Source organism: Sphingomonas sp. 3-13AW (assembly GCF_049311085.1).
Lineage (GTDB): Bacteria > Pseudomonadota > Alphaproteobacteria > Sphingomonadales > Sphingomonadaceae > Sphingomonas.
Genome location: NZ_JASNVZ010000009.1, coordinates 1 through 15,789 on the forward strand (window position 1 = coordinate 1; position 15,789 = coordinate 15,789).

General features: G+C 67.2%; 14 protein-coding genes and 1 tRNA gene. 5 read left to right on the plus strand and 10 right to left on the minus strand.

What is annotated here, in order from left to right; all coding sequences use genetic code 11:
- The coding region (locus QP045_RS11180) for an OmpA family protein (protein ID WP_422515064.1) at positions 1–394 on the plus strand (394 nt) is incomplete at its 5' end.
- A gap of 239 nt (positions 395–633) precedes the next feature.
- Here QP045_RS11180 and QP045_RS11185 read toward each other — a convergent pair.
- A complete protein-coding gene (locus QP045_RS11185; RefSeq protein ID WP_422515065.1) occupies positions 634–1,383 on the minus strand; it encodes a YgfZ/GcvT domain-containing protein in 750 nt (249 codons plus the stop codon).
- A gap of 40 nt (positions 1,384–1,423) precedes the next feature.
- On the opposite strand from QP045_RS11185, the gene QP045_RS11190 reads away from it, so the two are divergent.
- Positions 1,424–2,752 carry a dihydroorotase gene (locus QP045_RS11190; RefSeq protein WP_422515202.1) on the plus strand — a complete coding sequence of 443 codons (1,329 nt, stop codon included), beginning with the start codon at positions 1,424–1,426 and terminating at the stop codon, positions 2,750–2,752.
- A gap of 61 nt (positions 2,753–2,813) precedes the next feature.
- Here the strand turns inward: QP045_RS11190 and QP045_RS11195 are convergent, their stop codons facing one another.
- Positions 2,814–3,548 (minus strand): DUF1134 domain-containing protein, encoded by a 735-nt coding sequence (locus tag QP045_RS11195; protein WP_422515066.1) that lies wholly within the window; start codon positions 3,546–3,548, stop codon positions 2,814–2,816.
- Between the two features lie 162 nt (positions 3,549–3,710).
- On the opposite strand from QP045_RS11195, the gene QP045_RS11200 reads away from it, so the two are divergent.
- A tRNA-Ser gene (locus tag QP045_RS11200) sits at positions 3,711–3,803 on the plus strand.
- A 253-nt stretch (positions 3,804–4,056) separates the two neighbouring features.
- Here the strand turns inward: QP045_RS11200 and QP045_RS11205 are convergent.
- From QP045_RS11205 to QP045_RS11225, 5 genes are all read right to left on the minus strand, one after another.
- Complete coding sequence (locus QP045_RS11205) at positions 4,057–6,390, minus strand: glycoside hydrolase family 95 protein (protein WP_422515067.1); 2,334 nt, start codon at positions 6,388–6,390, stop codon at positions 4,057–4,059.
- A 106-nt stretch (positions 6,391–6,496) separates the two neighbouring features.
- Positions 6,497–6,865 (minus strand): reverse transcriptase-like protein, encoded by a 369-nt coding sequence (locus QP045_RS11210; protein WP_422515068.1) that lies wholly within the window; start codon positions 6,863–6,865, stop codon positions 6,497–6,499.
- The gene (locus QP045_RS11215) at positions 6,862–7,401 is read right to left on the minus strand and encodes a pseudouridine synthase (RefSeq protein ID WP_422515069.1); all 540 of its coding nucleotides are present in this window, start codon (positions 7,399–7,401) and stop codon (positions 6,862–6,864) included. Before QP045_RS11215 ends, QP045_RS11210 begins: the two co-directional genes overlap by 4 nt.
- Positions 7,398–9,014, minus strand: a complete 1,617-nt coding sequence (locus tag QP045_RS11220) for an NAD(P)/FAD-dependent oxidoreductase (RefSeq protein ID WP_422515070.1) — start codon at positions 9,012–9,014, stop codon at positions 7,398–7,400. The genes QP045_RS11215 and QP045_RS11220 overlap by 4 nt, the downstream gene beginning before the upstream one ends.
- A gap of 33 nt (positions 9,015–9,047) precedes the next feature.
- Entirely contained in the window at positions 9,048–9,539 is a 492-nt protein-coding gene (locus QP045_RS11225) for a MarR family winged helix-turn-helix transcriptional regulator (protein WP_422515071.1), read from the minus strand.
- 120 nt (positions 9,540–9,659) lie between these two features.
- Here QP045_RS11225 and QP045_RS11230 point away from each other — a divergent pair, with 120 nt between their 5' ends.
- Entirely contained in the window at positions 9,660–9,917 is a 258-nt protein-coding gene (locus tag QP045_RS11230; protein ID WP_422515072.1) for a hypothetical protein, read from the plus strand.
- A 12-nt stretch (positions 9,918–9,929) separates the two neighbouring features.
- Here QP045_RS11230 and QP045_RS11235 read toward each other — a convergent pair whose 3' ends face one another.
- From QP045_RS11235 to QP045_RS11245, 3 genes are all read right to left on the minus strand, one after another.
- On the minus strand, positions 9,930–11,738 hold the full coding sequence (locus tag QP045_RS11235; RefSeq protein ID WP_422515073.1) for a DUF885 domain-containing protein: 1,809 nt from the start codon (positions 11,736–11,738) through the stop codon (positions 9,930–9,932).
- 67 nt (positions 11,739–11,805) lie between these two features.
- Positions 11,806–12,537, minus strand: coding sequence for an energy transducer TonB (locus QP045_RS11240; protein ID WP_422515074.1), 732 nt, complete (start codon positions 12,535–12,537; stop codon positions 11,806–11,808).
- 47 nt (positions 12,538–12,584) lie between these two features.
- The gene (locus QP045_RS11245) at positions 12,585–12,857 is read right to left on the minus strand and encodes a hypothetical protein (protein WP_422515075.1); all 273 of its coding nucleotides are present in this window, start codon (positions 12,855–12,857) and stop codon (positions 12,585–12,587) included.
- 343 nt (positions 12,858–13,200) lie between these two features.
- On the opposite strand from QP045_RS11245, the gene topA reads away from it, so the two are divergent.
- On the plus strand, positions 13,201–15,774 hold the full coding sequence (gene topA / locus QP045_RS11250; protein WP_422515076.1) for a type I DNA topoisomerase: 2,574 nt from the start codon (positions 13,201–13,203) through the stop codon (positions 15,772–15,774).
- Positions 15,775–15,789: the final 15 nt, after the last annotated feature.

Below are 15,789 nucleotides of genomic sequence, written 5' to 3' on the forward strand. Positions count from 1 at the left end.
ATGTACGGCCCCGGGGTGCAGACCGCCTCCGCCGGAGACGGTCTGCACCCCGGGGCCGTACATCGTGTTCTTCGAGTGGGACAAGTCGGACATCACGCCGGAAGCGGCCGGGATTATCGACAACGCCATCTCGAACTACCAGTCGTGCGGCAACGCGCAGGTCATGCTGGCGGGTCACACCGACACGTCGGGTTCGGCCCAGTACAACGTCGGCCTCTCGCAGCGTCGTGCGGACTCCGTCCGTGCGTACATGGAAGGCCGCGGCATTCCGTCGGGCGTCATCACGACGGAAGCGTTCGGCGAACTGCGTCCGCGCGTCGACACCGGTCCGGGTGTGCGCGAGCTCCAGAACCGTCGCGTGGAAATCACGTACGGTCCGGGTTCGGGCATGTAATTCGACCTTCGGTCGAATGGAAATTGGGGAGGTCGGGCAACCGGCCTCCCTTTTTCTTTGTTCTTGAAAGTCTTGGTAGCGTCACCTACCGCTCAGGGCGCCAGTGCTGCCAGGGGCGTCGGATCAGAGGCGGCCGCACAAACGATGCGGCACCGTGCTTTGCGACCGAGGGTACGCATCGATACTGCGGCGCAGCCTCCGGGGAGACGGGCACGTCGCGTCGGATCGCGGCAAGCGCCTTAGGAAAGGGGCTCCGCGAGGGCGTCGGATGCGACGGCTTCCGCCAGCCACGACGGCATCTTCGCATCGCCCAACGCATCAACGCGCCGGTGTTCCACCATCAACCCAAGGTCGGGGTATTGCACCCGCGTACGATCAGTGGGCTCGCCAAGCGGCGCCACCACGAGCCGCCGATTGACTTTCGACCGGTGGTGCATGCGCGCGGTGTTCTCCTGGCCGACATAGCAGCCTTTGGTGAAGCTCACGCCGCCAAGTTCGCCGGCATTGCATTCCAGCCAGAGCGTCTTGTCTTGGCCCAGCTCCGCGGTTCCCTCGGTCACGCCCAACGAGAGGCGGTGGGCCAGCCAACCCACGGCAGGCTCCGCGGCCGGGCCGAGCCATCGACGGCCGAGCTCCGGAAGCCGCGGATCGGGAACGCCCTGTTCCCCTTCGAGGCGCCAGTGAACGCCGCCGTCGACCGGCTCGACCGTGACCGGGCGACGCAGCCGGTAGAGGAGCAGTCGTCGCGCAAGCGCCTCCCTCTGGGATGCCTCGCAGTCGATCAGGATCGCGTCGCCATCATCCCATAGGATGAAGTCGAACAGCGCCTTCCCCTGCGGTGTCAGCAGTCCCGACCAGAGGGGGACGCCGGGGCGCACCGCCATCACATCCTGCGTCACAAGCCCCTGGAGGAAGGAACGTGCTTCCGTTCCGCCGACGCGGAGCAACGAGCGGTCGGCAAGGCAGGTGGCAGGTCTGGTTTCCGTCATGGCGGCAAGGTAGGGAGGCGGAACAGCAGACGAAAGGGCGATCGTGGCAAGCTTTGACCTGAAACTGGCGGGCGGCACCGTCCACCTGCCGAGCGGCCCCGCCGAGACGGACCTGTGGGTAACGGACGGCCGGGTGGCGCAGATCGGTGGGCAAGGAGATGCCGGCTCGGTGATCGATTGCACTGGGCTCGACGTGTTGCCGGGCGTGATCGACACCCAGGTGCATTTCCGCGAGCCGGGTCTCGTCCACAAGGAGGACCTGGAAAGCGGCAGCCGCGCGGCCGTGCTGGGTGGCGTCACGGCAGTGTTCGAGATGCCGAACACCAACCCGAACACCGACAACGCCGATGCGATCGCCGACAAGCTGGCCCGGGCCCGAAACCGGATGTGGTGCGATCATGCTTTCTACGTAGGTGCAACTGCGGAAAACGCCGATCAGCTGGCGGAGCTTGAACGGCTCCCCGGCACGGCCGGCGTCAAGATCTTCATGGGTTCGTCGACGGGCAACCTGTTGGTGGACGACGATGCCAACTTGATGCGTGCGCTGCGTTCGGGCCACCGCCGCGTGGCCATCCACGCGGAAGACGAGACGCGGATGAACGAGCGTGCGGGTGAGCGGGTAACGGGCGACCCGCGCTCTCACCCGGTATGGCGCGATGACGAGAGCGCCCTGATCGCGACACGGCGTATCCTGCGGCTCGCGCGTGAAGCGCGACGCCGGGTGCACGTGCTTCACGTCACCACGCCCGCCGAACTGGAGCTGCTCGGACAGAACAAGGATGTCGCTTCCTGTGAGGTGACGCCGCAGCACCTGACGCTGGCCGGCGAGGAGGCCTATCCGCGGCTCGGCACCTACGCCCAGATGAACCCGCCGATCCGGTCGGGCGCGCACCGCGACGGCCTGTGGTACTGGCTGAACCAGGGTGTTCCCGACGTGATCGGCTCCGATCATGCTCCCCACACGTCGGAGGAAAAGGACAGGCCCTATCCTGCAAGCCCGAGCGGCATGCCGGGCGTCCAGACACTGTTGCCGTTGATGCTGGATCATGTCGCGGCGGGGCGCATGACCCTCCAGCGGTTGATCGACATGACGAGCGCGGGTCCGCAACGGCTGTTCGGCCTAGTCGGCAAGGGCCGGATCGCGGTCGGCTACGACGCGGATTTCAGCGTCGTCGACCTAAAGAAGCGCTGGTCTGTGGAAGATCCGTGGCTTGCTTCCCGCGCGGGATGGTCGCCGTTTACGGGCGCGACCCTGACGGGAAAGCCGGTCGGGACGATCGTGCGCGGGCAGCAGGTGATGTGGGAAGATCAACTCGCCGCGCAGGCGACGGGCGCTCCGCTGCGGTTCGACGCCGTTGAGTTCGGCTAATCAACGAAACGGCCGCGGGGACATGCCCCGCGGCCGGATTGTCATAGCGAAGGGGCGCCGATCAGAAGGGCATCCACTTCGATTTCTCGGTGAACTTCATGTAGCCGACATTGGCGCCGAGTCGCCAACCCACGCCGAGCCGTACCGGGATCAACACCACGTCACCGCGACGCAGGTAGCTCGCCGAGAAGCCCCCTACGAAATAGGCGCGGCCTTCCGCTTGCGGGAAGCGGTTGTAGAGCTCCTGCGAATCGTAAAGATTGTAGACGAGCACGAAGACCTTCGTAGCGTCGCCGCCGAAGTCGAACCCGACAGATGGCCCGGTCCAGTACACCGGGCGCTGGCCCTCCACCCGGTGGCTCATCACGCCCGAGCCGTAGCGCAGGCCGACAATGAACGCGCCCGCTGCCTCGCGGCCCGCGATATAGGCGTTCGGTTCGCCCTGATCCTTGAGAATGTTCTCGAGGATTCCGGCGAGGCCTTCTGCACCCTTCCCGAACACGCCTTCTGCGGCGTCGATGAGGTCGTCCCGCTTGAACGTGTCCGCCGACGCCATGGTGGCACCAGGCGCTGCAGGGGCGGGTGCCGGGCGCGATGCCGGCTCCGCCTGCTGCGTCGAATATTCGGGCTGGGCAGCGACCGCAGGATCGGGTTGGGCCATGCTCTGCTGGGGGGCGGGAGCCGAATCGAGATCGCTGTCGATCGCATCATTGGGATCGACCGTGCGCATCTGCGCGGTCGCCGGCGCGGCCAGTGCCACCGCCACGCTCCCCAGCATCAGCCAAAACCTACGCATGCCACTTCCCCGAAAACTTCCTGACCATCTATTCGCCCCTGCCGCTTTCGCTGCAATGAATGGCGCGACGAGCCGAGTCCTACACGCGCTCGAAAAGGGATGCGACCCCAGTTGATCCCGGCCAACATGCTGTCTATAGCCGCGCCTTCAAGGCCGGTTCCCGGAGACGTGGGTGAGTGGCTGAAACCAGCGGTTTGCTAAACCGCCGTACCGGGATTACTGGTACCGAGGGTTCGAATCCCTCCGTCTCCGCCAAACTGCCGCGCCTTAAAGCACTTCGTGCTTGAGTGCCCGAGGCCGGATCGCTCCCTTACGTTCTTCCGCTTTTGAGGCTGGTGGCGAGTTGCCGCTTGGCAACCCTTCAACTCCCTTGCGCCTCGTGCGTCATCTCGGCTTACGAATGCAGGGCCGGACGTTTGTCGCTACTAAGGGCGGTCGAAAACATGTCGGTGGTCGGAGGCGGGGAAGTCCAGACGCACTGCCCACCCCCGCCGACGTCCATCAAGCCTCATGCGAAGGCGCTGTCGCGTAGCGTCACCGGCTTGTTCGGCTGCAATGCTACGGCGACGCTCTTGCCCGACGCGGTCAGTGTCCGGCGGCCGGCAATCTGCGGACGGAGCGTGACTCGCTCCAGCTTTCCTGAGCGCCAGGAAAGGTCGACCTCGCAGGCGCCCCGCGCGCGCAGCCCGCTGATGCTTCCGGTAGGCCATGCTCGGGGAAGCGCCGGCAGCAGGTCGATGACATCGCCGTGGCTCTGCATCAGCATTTCGACGACCCCCGCGGTGCCGCCGAAGTTTCCGTCGATCTGGAAGGGCGGGTGTGCGTCGAACATGTTGGGATACGTCCGCTCCGGTCCGAGGAGGAAGCGCAGCACGTCGTGTGCGTGATCCCCCTGCCGAAGCCTGGCCCACAGGTTGATCCGCCACGCCGTTGCCCAGCCGGTTGCGCGGTCTCCACGAAGCTCCAGGCTGCGCTGTGCTGCGGCGGCAAGATCGGGCGTGCCGGAAACCGTGATCTGGTGCGAAGGGTGAAGACCATAGAGGTGGGAGACGTGGCGGTGGTCCTGCTCCGGCGCGTCGGCGTCCCAATCCTCCTGCCATTCCTGAAGCTGGCCCTGTTTGCCGATCTTGTAGGGCGCCAGCCGGGCCATGGCGGCGCGCGCTTCCGCGATCAGGTCCGCATCGGTGCCGATCAGCGCGGCTGCAGTTGCGGTCTGCTCGAAAAGATCCCGCAGGATCGCCATGTCCATCGTTGGTCCAGCACACAGGGCGCCGCCATGGCCATGCTGGTTCTCCGGGCTGATCGACGGGTTGGTGACGAGGTACCCAGTGCGCGGGTCTTTCTGCAGTGTATCGAGGAAGAACCGCGTCGAGCCCGCGAGCAGCGGGTAGACCGACCGCAGATAGTCCAGGTCGCGCGTGTAGTCATAATGGTCCCACAGGTGCGTGCAGAGCCACGCACCACCGGTAGGCCACATCCCCCATTGCGCGCCGTCAATCGGTGCCGCCGCGCGCCAGATGTCGGTGTTGTGATGCGCAACCCAGCCCCGCGCGCCGTACATCTCACGCGCGGTGTGCTCGCCCGTGATTGCCAGTTCCCGCACGAGGCGCGTCAGCGGCTCCACGCATTCCGCCAGGTTGGTCGCGTGCGCGGGCCAGTAGTTCATCTCGGTGTTGATGTTGATCGTGTACTTCGACTCCCACGGCGGCCGCAGGCTGTCGTTCCACAGACCCTGGAGGGTCGCTGCCTGGCCGCCGGGCTGGGAACAGGAGATCAGGAGGTAGCGACCATAGTTGAAATACAGCGCCGCAAGCGCAGGGTCGTCGGATACCTGTGATGCGCGGATCCTCTCGTCCGTCGGACGCGCGGCGGCGGCCGAACTGCCAAGGTCGATCGAGACGCGACGGAACAGGCGTTGGTGCGCCAGGCTGGCATCTGCGGCAATCCGCGCGAACGGGCGCGACCGCGTGTGCGCCAGGGCCGCGGCCGTGAGCGCCAGCGGGTCGCCGGAAACGTCATCGAAGCGACGAAAGCTGGTGCCCATCGCGACCAGGAGCGTGACCGCATCCGCGCCCCGTACCGAAAGCTTGCCTTCGGGCGTGATCTCGACGCGTCCGCCTTCGTTGATTGCAAGCAATTGCGCCGCGAAGGTCAGCGCCCCGGGCACGCCCTGTGCCGCGGCATTGGCGCCGCTGAGCACCAGTCCCGAGGCTCCGTCCGGAACCGTCTTCGCCTGCGCGTGTGGCGAGGTGAGCGCGACATCGACCGAGAGCTTTCCCCGCCCCGCCGTAAGGCGCACGGCGATCACCTTGTCGCCTGGTGAGGCGATTACCTGCCGGACGTGCTCGACGCCGCCCGCAGTGAACCGGGTGGTAGCCATCGCCGCGTCGAGATCTAGCTCGCGTCGATAGCCCGTCGCTTCCCCGAGGCCGGGGAAGTCGAGCACCAGGTCGCCCAGCGTCTGGTACTGCATCTGCTTGCCGGGTTTGGCGAGCAGCGCCTGGTTGGTCAGTGCCTCCGCTTCCTTGATGCGGCCGGCCCATACCAGGTCGCGAACCTGCTGCAGCGCTGCCTTCGCTGCGGGATTTACGGGATCATAGGGGCCGCCAGCCCACAAAGTCCCCTCATTGAGTTGCAGCCGCTCCTGCGCGGTCCCGCCGAACACCATGGCGCCAAGGATGCCATTGCCGACCGGCAGCGCCTCGGTCCATTTGGCGGCGGGCTGGCGATACCAAAGCATCGACGTGGATGACGAACGCCGCGGTGCACTCTCTGCCGGGATCGCGGCGGCGACCCCCGTAGCGGCAGCCATCGCCAAGGTCTCACGTCGGGTCAGCGGCATTGCTCTTTTTCCTCAGGCTGCGTCGTCGGGTGCGACACAGCCATCGAGGTGCATGCGCCGTCAAGGCAAAGTGCTGGACCTAGACCTGTGACGACTGCACGCCGGGTCAGCGATCGTGCAGTCGCGCGAGGGCAATGCCGGCAAGGTTCTGGGCACGCTTGATGTAGCGGATGCGGACACGGCCGGGCGGCTGCGGCAGCGCACGCAAGGCCTGGAGATGGCGGAGGCAGGAGGGCGGACAGCGCACCGTCCCGTTCGCCTGGGCGATGACCGCGGCCGCATCGCCGAGCAGGACCGGATCGCTCGTGCCGAGTTCATGCGCGCGGCGCATGGCCGCGATCAGCGCCAGCCACTCCGCGTCCATGCTGCTGCCGGGACCGAGATCCTGCTGGACGTAGCTGCGGCCGCCGACCACCACCGCCAGTTCCATGCCCGCCGGGGCAGGGCGACAGCCGCCGTCGAAGAACAGCTTCATGCGGTGCGCCATTGACCCGGCGGAAGATCCGCCAGCGTCCACTCGCCGACGCTCCAGCGCACCAGTCGCAGCGTCGGATGGCCGACCGCTGCGGTCATGCGCCGCACCTGCCGATTGCGCCCCTCGCGGATGGTGAGCTTCAGCCAGCAGTCCGGGATGCTCGCGCGGTATCGGATCGGCGGGTTGCGCGGCCAGAGGGCCGGCTCGTCGATGCGCGCGACCTCTGCGGGGCGGGTGGGGCCATCGTTCAGCACCACGCCGGTCCGCAGCCGATCGAGCGCCGCGGCATCCACGTCCCCCTCCACCTGCACCAGATAGGTCTTGGGCAGCTTGAATTTCGGGTCGGCAATGCGCGCCTGGAGGCGACCATCGTCGGTCAGCAGCAGCAGGCCTTCGCTGTCGCGATCCAGCCGACCTGCGGGATAGACGCCGGGAAGGTCGATGAAGTCCGACAGAGTCGCGCGCGTCGTGAGGGAGCCGCGATCGGTGAACTGGCTCAACACGTCGAACGGCTTGTTGAACAGGATCAGCGTCATTTGGCGCCCAGGCTCTGCGCGACCGCCTCTGCTACCTTGATGCCGTCAACGGCAGCGGAAAGGATGCCGCCCGCATAGCCGGCACCCTCGCCGGCCGGGAACAGGCCGAGGGTGTTGAGGCTCTGGAAATCGTCGCCGCGGGTGAAGCGGACCGGCGAAGAGGTGCGCGTTTCCACGCCTGTCATCACCACGTCGGGGTGGTCATAGCCCTGGATCTGCCTGCCGAATACCGGCAGCGCCTCACGCATCGCGGAGATGACGAAGTCCGGCAGGCACTCCGCGAGATCAGTCGGGTGCACGCCGGGCCGGTAGGACGGAACCACCGAACCCAGCGAGGTCGACGGCCGCCCGGCCAGGAAGTCACCGAGCCGCTGCGCGGGCGCCTTGTAGTTGGAGCCGCCCGCGACAAAGGCGCGTGATTCCCAATGACGCTGAAGCGCCAGGCCGGCGAGCGGATCGCCGGGATAGTCCCGGGCAGGATCGATCGCGACGACGAAGCCGGAGTTCGCGTTGCGCTCGTTGCGGGAATATTGGCTCATGCCGTTGGTGGCGACGCGGCCCTCCTCGGAGGTGGCGGCAACCACGGTGCCACCCGGGCACATGCAGAAGCTGTAGACGGTGCGCCCGTTCGAGCAGTGGTGCGAGATGTGATATTCTGCGGCACCGAGAATGCGGTTGCCGGCATCCTGGCCAAAACGGGCACGGTCGATCCAGGACTGCGGATGTTCGATGCGCACGCCGATCGAGAAGGGCTTCGCCTCGGCATAGACGCCCGCCTGATGCAGCATCTCGAAGGTGTCGCGCGCGCTGTGGCCGATCGCCAGGACGACGCGCTCTGCCGCGAGGTACTCGCCGTCGTTGAGATGGAGACCGCGGATGCGTCGCTCGCCCGCCGCATCGGTCGAGACGTCGATGCCGTCGACGCGGGTGGAGAAACGGTATTCGCCGCCCAGGCCCTCGATGGTCTCGCGCATGCTCTCCACCATCGTCACCAGGCGGAAGGTGCCGATATGGGGGTGTGCCTCGGTCATGATCTCGGGCGGGGCACCGGCCTTGACGAACTCCGTCAGCACCTTGCGGTTCAGGTGCCGGGGATCCTTGATGCGGCTGTAGAGCTTGCCGTCGGAGAAGGTGCCGGCGCCGCCCTCTCCGTATTGGACATTCGATTCCGGGTTGAGGACGCTGCGCCGCCACAGGCCCCAGGTGTCCTTCGTCCGCTCGCGCACCACCTTGCCGCGCTCCAGGATGATCGGGCGAAACCCCGCCTGGGCGAGGATCAGCGCCGCGAACAGCCCGCACGGGCCGGTCCCGATCACTACCGGCCGAGGTGCGCCTGCGGGTGCGGTGCCGACGGGCTTGTAGCGCGTGTCCGGGGTCGGCTGGACGTCGGGATCGCGGCGGAACCGAGCCAGGACCACGGACTCGTTCTTCAGCGTGACGTCGACTGAATAGACGAGCAGGATGTTGGACCGGTCGCGCGCGTCATGGCCGCGGCGTACGATCGAATAGCGCAGCAGGTCGCGCGGCGTGATGCGCAGCCGCTTGTACAATGCCGCCGGCAGCGCCTCGTCGGCATGGTGGAGCGGTAGTTTCAATTCGGTGACGCGGATCATGGCCGCGCCCTTACATCGCAATCGCGGCGCTTGCTAACCTTGGGCGTCCTGCCCGGACTTAGCGCCGGGGTTCCAGCCCCCGATCTCGGAATACAGCGCATCACGGAGTTCCCGCGCCATGCTGTTGAGAGCCTTGAGCTGCTCGATCGACTGGCCGGAGGAGGACAGCAGTGCTTCCCCCAGGCATCCGGTCTGGGTGAGGAGGGTGCGGCCGGCGGGCGTGAGCGCGACGAGGACTTGCCGCTCATCCCTGGGGTTGCGGTTCCGCTGGACGAGGCCCGCCGCCTCCAGCCGCTTCAGCAGCGGCGTCAACGTGCTCGACTCGAGCGCCAGTCGTTCCGCAATGCCCCCGACGGTCTGCCCGTTTTCGCGCCACAGTATGTTGAGCACCAGATACTGCGGGTACGTCAGCCCGAGTTCGTCCAGCAGGGGCTTGTACAGGCGCTGGATCGCCATGCTGGCCGAATAGAGCCCGTAGCAGAGCTGATCTTCCAGCGGCAGCAGCTGGTCTGCACCTTTCGTCATCGTCGCTCCCGGGGTGTTGGCCTGGCTCCCCATATCGCGATAATTTTTCGGGGGACAAGCGGTACAGGGGAAGGGGCCGGGCGGCTGGACATTAGCATGCGGCCTGCCTAGGCGCGCGGCGTGGCCAAGAAATTCATCCTCACTGCGACCCTGTCGGACGGCTATGTGAAGACGATCGGGCCCACCTCGATCCCCTTCACCCATTATTGGCGCATCGTCGCCGAACTTGCCAACGGCAAGACCGAGGTGTTCTGGGGGCACGCCAAGTCGCTGGCAGAGGCGAAGAGCAAGCAGGCCGCAGCCGCCGAAGCGGCCACGACGCGCGGCTGGCGATCCTATGCGTTCGAAGTGGTCGAACTGGAGAAGACCCGCGGCTGACGCCGCCCGGCTTCAGGCGACGGCCCAGCGCTCCCGCACGACCCGCTCCAAGACTGCCAGCGGCATGGCTCCGTTCAGCAACACGGCGTGGAATTCCTTGAGGTCGAACTTGGGATTCTTCTGAGCTTCGGCACGCAGGCGAGTCCACATGGTGTGGCCGATCTTGTAGCTGCAGGCCTGCCCCGGCCAGACCGTGTAGCGGTCGATTTCGCCCTGGCTGCGTCCGCGTGCAATGCCGGTTGTGGCGATCAGATAGTCGGTCGCCTGTTCGCGGCTCCAGCGCTTGGCGTGCATGCCGCTGTCGACCACCAGCCGGGTCGCACGGAACAGCAGCGACTGGAGATAGCCGACCTGTCCCAGCGGATCGCCCTCGAACATCCCCATCTCGTCGGCCAGCTGCTCTGAATAGAGCGCCCAGCCTTCCGAATAGCCGCTGAAGAAGCCGCGCCGGCGAATCAGCGGGATCTGCGTGCTCTCCAGCGCGAGCCCCACCTGCAGGTGATGGCCGGGGGTTGCTTCATGATGGGTGAGCGTCGCCAGTCCGAATTTTGGCCGGTCGAACGTGTCGCGCAGATTGATGTAGTAGATCGCCGGGCGCGAACCATCGAGCGAGGCGTTCTGGTAATAGCCGCCGGGTGCGCCCGCCTGGATGGTCGGCGGCACCCGCCGAACCTCGACAGGGGCGGTGGGCAGCGTGGCGAAGACCTCCGGCAGACGCGCATGCATCGCCTGGATCTGCGTATTGAGCTGGGCGAGCAGCGCCTCTCTGCCCGGATCGGTGTTCGGAAAAAGCTGGTCGGGACGCTTGTTGAGCGCCACCAGCCGCTCGCCGACGCTGCCCTGGGACATGCCCTGCGACTTCAGGATTGCGTCGATGCGGCCGCTGATCTCCGCGACCTGCTCCAGGCCGAGACGATGGATCTCGTCGCCGGTCATCGCGACCGTGGTCGCCGCCTCGGCCGCAGCGGCGTAATAGGCGTCGCCGTCGGGCAGGCGCCAGCAGCCGGCATCGTGCACCGCCTTTGCGCGCAGTTCGGTCACCAGCGCGCGCTGGCGGTCGAGGGCCGGAAACACCTTCTCCTCGACGATGGCGGTGGCGCGGGCGACGCGGTCCTGCGGTAGCCCCGCCGCCTTCAGCTTGGCAGCAAAGCTGGCCACCATCACCGTCTGGTCAGCGGGCTTTTCCCGCGCGCTCGCCAGCTGCTTGAGCGTGGTGTCGAGGATGTAGTCTGGCGCGAACACGCCCCGTGCGGCATCGTGGCGCTGCCGCGCGCTGCTGTCGTCGATCGCTTTCGGGAACGCCTCGAGCCGGGCGAGATAGGCGTCCGCCTCGGCGGCGTCGCGGACGCGGACCTGCGAGTCCAGGAAGTCGGGCACGTCGCGATAGGGGCCGCTCAGCTGGCTCAGCACATAGGGGGCGAACCGGCCCAGGCTGCTGCCATAGGTAAAACGCTCTGCCCCTGCGATCGCGCGGGTGAGTTGATAGCTGACGATCTCATGATCGAGCTTCGACGCGGGAGACAGGTCGGCCGTCCTGACCCGCTGAAGTTCCGCAAGCTCCCGGCGGGTGCGGGCGAGCGCACGCGCCTGGTTGGCGGCGGATTCGTCATCGAGCTGGGACTTCAGGTGCGCCCGCTCGCCCGTGTCCAGGCCCAGCCGGGTGGCCTGCTCCGGCGATTCATCCAGCCGGGCGTAGAAGAAGCCGTCGAGCATCGCGCGAAAGGCTGCATCCGCATCCGCTGCGGCAACGCCTGCCCGTGCCGGTATCGCGCCCGCCAGTGCGAGGGCGGCAGTGCCCACCATGAAATCACGACGCTGCATGGCAGTTTCCCCCTGTTGCCCCCGGTTCGAGGTGCAGCTGTAGGGAAGGGACGGCCGCCCGTCACCCTCAGCGGCGCGGCTCCAGCCACCAATCCTGACGCCAGCCACGCAGTTCCTCGGTAGGACGCCCGGATGCGTCGCGGGCGGGGGCGTAGCGAAAGCGTGCCTCGATCAGGCGGCAGGTGGTGGTGTCGAGATCCGTTGAGCCGCTGGACCGGGTGATGGCGCAGCCCCTGGGCCGTCCGGTGGCATCGACCGTGAAGCGGACCGTGACGCTGCCTTCCACGCGAGCGCGCCGGGCAGCCGGTGGATAGTCGGAATCCCGGATCGCGCCGCGCAAAAGCCGCGCCGGGGCACCGCCGCCGCTCCCGGTTCCGTCGCCGGACGTGCCGCTGCCGGTGCCTTGTCCGACACCTCCCGCACCGGTGCCGGGACCGGGGACCGGGGCCGCACCTGCCGCCGCGTCCGACCCGGGACCGGCGATCGGGGCGGCGGCGAGGGGTGGGGGCTGCGGAATACGCACCGGCGGTGCCACCACTTCGGTGGGCCGGGCGTGCAGGTTCGCAGGCGCAGCGGCGCCGCTTTTCCGCTCCGGCCGTGGCGAAGGTTCAACCGCCCTCGGCGGGGGCGGCTGCGGCGGGACGGGCAGGTCGAAGGTCAGAAGGGTGCTGCCCGATTTCGTCACGGGCGTGAAGCTCAGCGCCGTCACCAGCGCGATGCCCAATCCTGCGTGCAGCAGCAGCACCGCGATCGCGGAGGCGACCCGATGCCGCCCTTGCTGATGATAGCCCTGACGCATGCCGCCCTAGATCGGCAGGGCGAGGGCCTGGTTTCAAGGCGTGCGCGTTACCGGTTTGCGCCGAGGGGTACGCGCAACGTCACCTTCTTCCACCCCCAGCGGACCACCATATCCTCGTCATCGTCCTGTGGGTCGGCCACCTCGCGAAGCCGCCAGCGGCCTTCCTCGGTAGAGGTGGAGGATCCGACATGCCGCAGGTCGAAAGATCCCGCCTCGAACGTCTTCGAGCGCATTGCCTGCCCTTCGTTTGCGGTTGGCGTTGCCATCGCCGCGGTGCCGCTGGAGGCCAGCACAAGGATCACTGCGGCAAAGATCTTCATGGCGATATCCAGGTTCCTGGTTGGGATGATGGTCCCTAGAAAGCCTGGCAGGCCGCCGATGTTCCGCTCCGTCGCTCCCGGCCGGCGCCGCAGGACATGGTACCTTGCCCGCGTGCACCCCCGGTAGTGATGTGGAAGGAGTGGTTGGAATGCGCGCCGCCGGCACCCTATCTTGCCCGACAGGCCGGCCTGTCATCCGGCCGGTTTGCCCGACACTTCATTTGTAGCCGCGGATGGCTGGAACAGGTCTTCGCCTGAGCCACGCCGCCGGATAGGGGCGCTTGACGCGGGGTACCGGCGATCCCCACTCTCGCGCGTACACGTAAGGACCTCGTACACCCCCATGCAGCTTGTCATCGTAGAGTCGCCCGCCAAGGCGAAGACCATCGAGAAGTATCTCGGCAAGGACTATCGCGTCCTGGCCTCCTACGGCCATGTCCGCGACCTGCCTGCCAAGGACGGCTCGGTTCATCCCGACGACGGCTTCGCGATGGAGTGGGAGACCTATGCCGACAAGTCGCGCCAGCTGAAGGCGATCGCGGACGAGGCCAAAAAGGCCGACCGACTGATCCTCGCCACCGACCCTGATCGCGAGGGGGAGGCGATTTCCTGGCACGTGCAGGAAGTGCTCGCCAAGAAGAAGGTGCTGCCCAAGGAGGTCGAGCGCGTCACCTTCAACGCGATCACCAAGCCCGCGATCCTGGCGGCCATGAAGGCCCCTCGCGAGCTCGATACCGACCTGATCGATGCCTATCGTGCTCGGCGCGCGCTCGATTATCTCGTCGGCTTCACCCTCTCGCCGGTTCTGTGGCGCAAGCTGCCGGGCGCCAAGTCGGCCGGCCGCGTCCAGTCGGTGGCACTGCGCCTCATCGTCGAGCGCGAACGGGAGATCGAGGGATTCACTGCCCAGGAATATTGGTCGGTGATTGCCCAGATGGAGCAGGACGGCCAGCCGTTCGACGCACGCCTGGTGAAGTTCGACGGCAAGAAGCTCGACCGGCTGTCGCTGGGCGACCAGGGCTCTGCCCTCGCCGCCAAGGAAGCGGTCGAGGCAGCGCGCCTGTCGGTGGTCTCGGTCGAGACCAAGCCTGCCACCCGCAATCCGCCGCCGCCGTTTACGACCTCCACCCTGCAGCAGGAGGCCGCGCGCAAGCTCGGCTTCTCCGCCAGCCACACGATGCGCATCGCCCAGTCGCTCTACGAGGACGGCGCGATCACCTATATGCGTACCGACGGCGTGCAGATGGACGGCTCCGCCATCGACGCCGCTCGCGGCGCGATCGCCAACCGCTATGACGGCAGCTACGTCCCCGACAAGCCGCGCCAGTATCAGACTAAGGCGAAGAACGCCCAGGAAGCGCACGAGGCGATCCGCCCGACCGACTTCTCTAAGGACCGTGCCGGTTCGGGCGACCACGCCCGGCTGTACGACCTGATCTGGAAGCGGGCACTTGCCAGCCAGATGGCGTCGGCCCGGCTGGAGCGCACCGCGGTGGAGCTGGAGGACGGCACCGGCCGGCTGGGGCTGCGCGCGACCGGCCAGGTGGTGCTCTTCCCCGGCTATCTCGCGCTGTACGAGGAAGGCCGCGATGACGCCGGCGACGAGGATTCGCGCCGCCTGCCGTTGCTGCGCGAGGGGGATGCCCCGGCCAAGAAGAACGTGAACGCCGAACAGCATTTCACCCAGCCGCCGCCGCGCTTCTCCGAAGCATCGCTGGTGAAGCGGCTGGAGGAACTCGGCATCGGCCGCCCCTCGACCTATGCCTCGATCATCCAGGTGCTCAAGGACCGTGCTTACGTTCGCGTCGAGAAGAACCGCTTTTTTGCCGAGGAAAGCGGCCGCCTCCTGACGGCGTTCCTGGAGCGCTTCTTCGAGAAATACGTCGGCTACGATTTCACCGCGGGTCTGGAGGAGGAGCTGGACGACGTGTCCGGCGGCCGCGCCGAATGGCAGGCGGTGCTTGAGGCGTTCTGGCGCGACTTCAAGCCACGCACGGTCGAGGTGATGGAGCAGCAGCCCTCGGCGATCACCGCCGAGCTCGACAAGTTCCTGGAGTCCTACCTGTTCCCGGCGAAGGCCGACGGCAGCGACCCGCGCCTGTGCCCGAACTGCGGCGAAGGCCGGCTGGCATTGCGCGGCGGCAAGTTCGGCGCTTTCGTCGCCTGCTCCAACTATCCCGAGTGCAAGTTCACCCGCCGCTTCGGTCAGCCGGGTGGCGAGGGCGCCGCGGAAAGCGGGCCGGAGGGCCTGGGCAAGGATCCGGAGACGGGGCTTGAGGTCGAGCGCAAGTCCGGCCGGTTCGGGCCCTATATCCAGCTCGGCGAGGGGGAGGGGGCCAAGCGCGCCTCCATCCCGAAGGACTTGCCGGATGGCGAGCTGACGCTGGAATGGGCGCTCAAGCTGCTGAGCCTGCCGCGCGTCATCGGCAATCACCCCGAAACGGGCGAGCCGATCGAGGCGGCGATCGGGCGCTATGGCCCGTACCTCAAGCACGCGGGCAAATATGCGCGGCTGCAGTCGACTGCCGAGGTGTTCGAGACGGGCATGAATGCGGCGGTGGTGAAGCTTGCGGAGGCGGCCGCCGGCCGACCTGCCCGTGGTGCTGCCCGCGAGCCGCTGCGGGTGCTCGGGGCACACCCTGAGAGCCAGGCGGAGATCAAGCTGATGGAGGGGCGCTACGGCCCCTATGTCACCGACGGCACCACCAACGCGACGCTGCCCAAGACGGTGGCGCCCGAGGCGCTGACGCTGGAAGAAGCCGCGCAGCTGATCGACGCACGCGCAGCTGCTGCACCCGCCAAGAAGGGCCGCAAGGCACCGGCAAAAAAGGCGGCGGCGAAGAAGCCTGCGGCCGCGAAAAAGCCGGCGGCCAAAAAGGCTCCCGCAAAGAAGACTGCAGCCAAAACGGGCGACTAAAGGCTCGCCACCCTC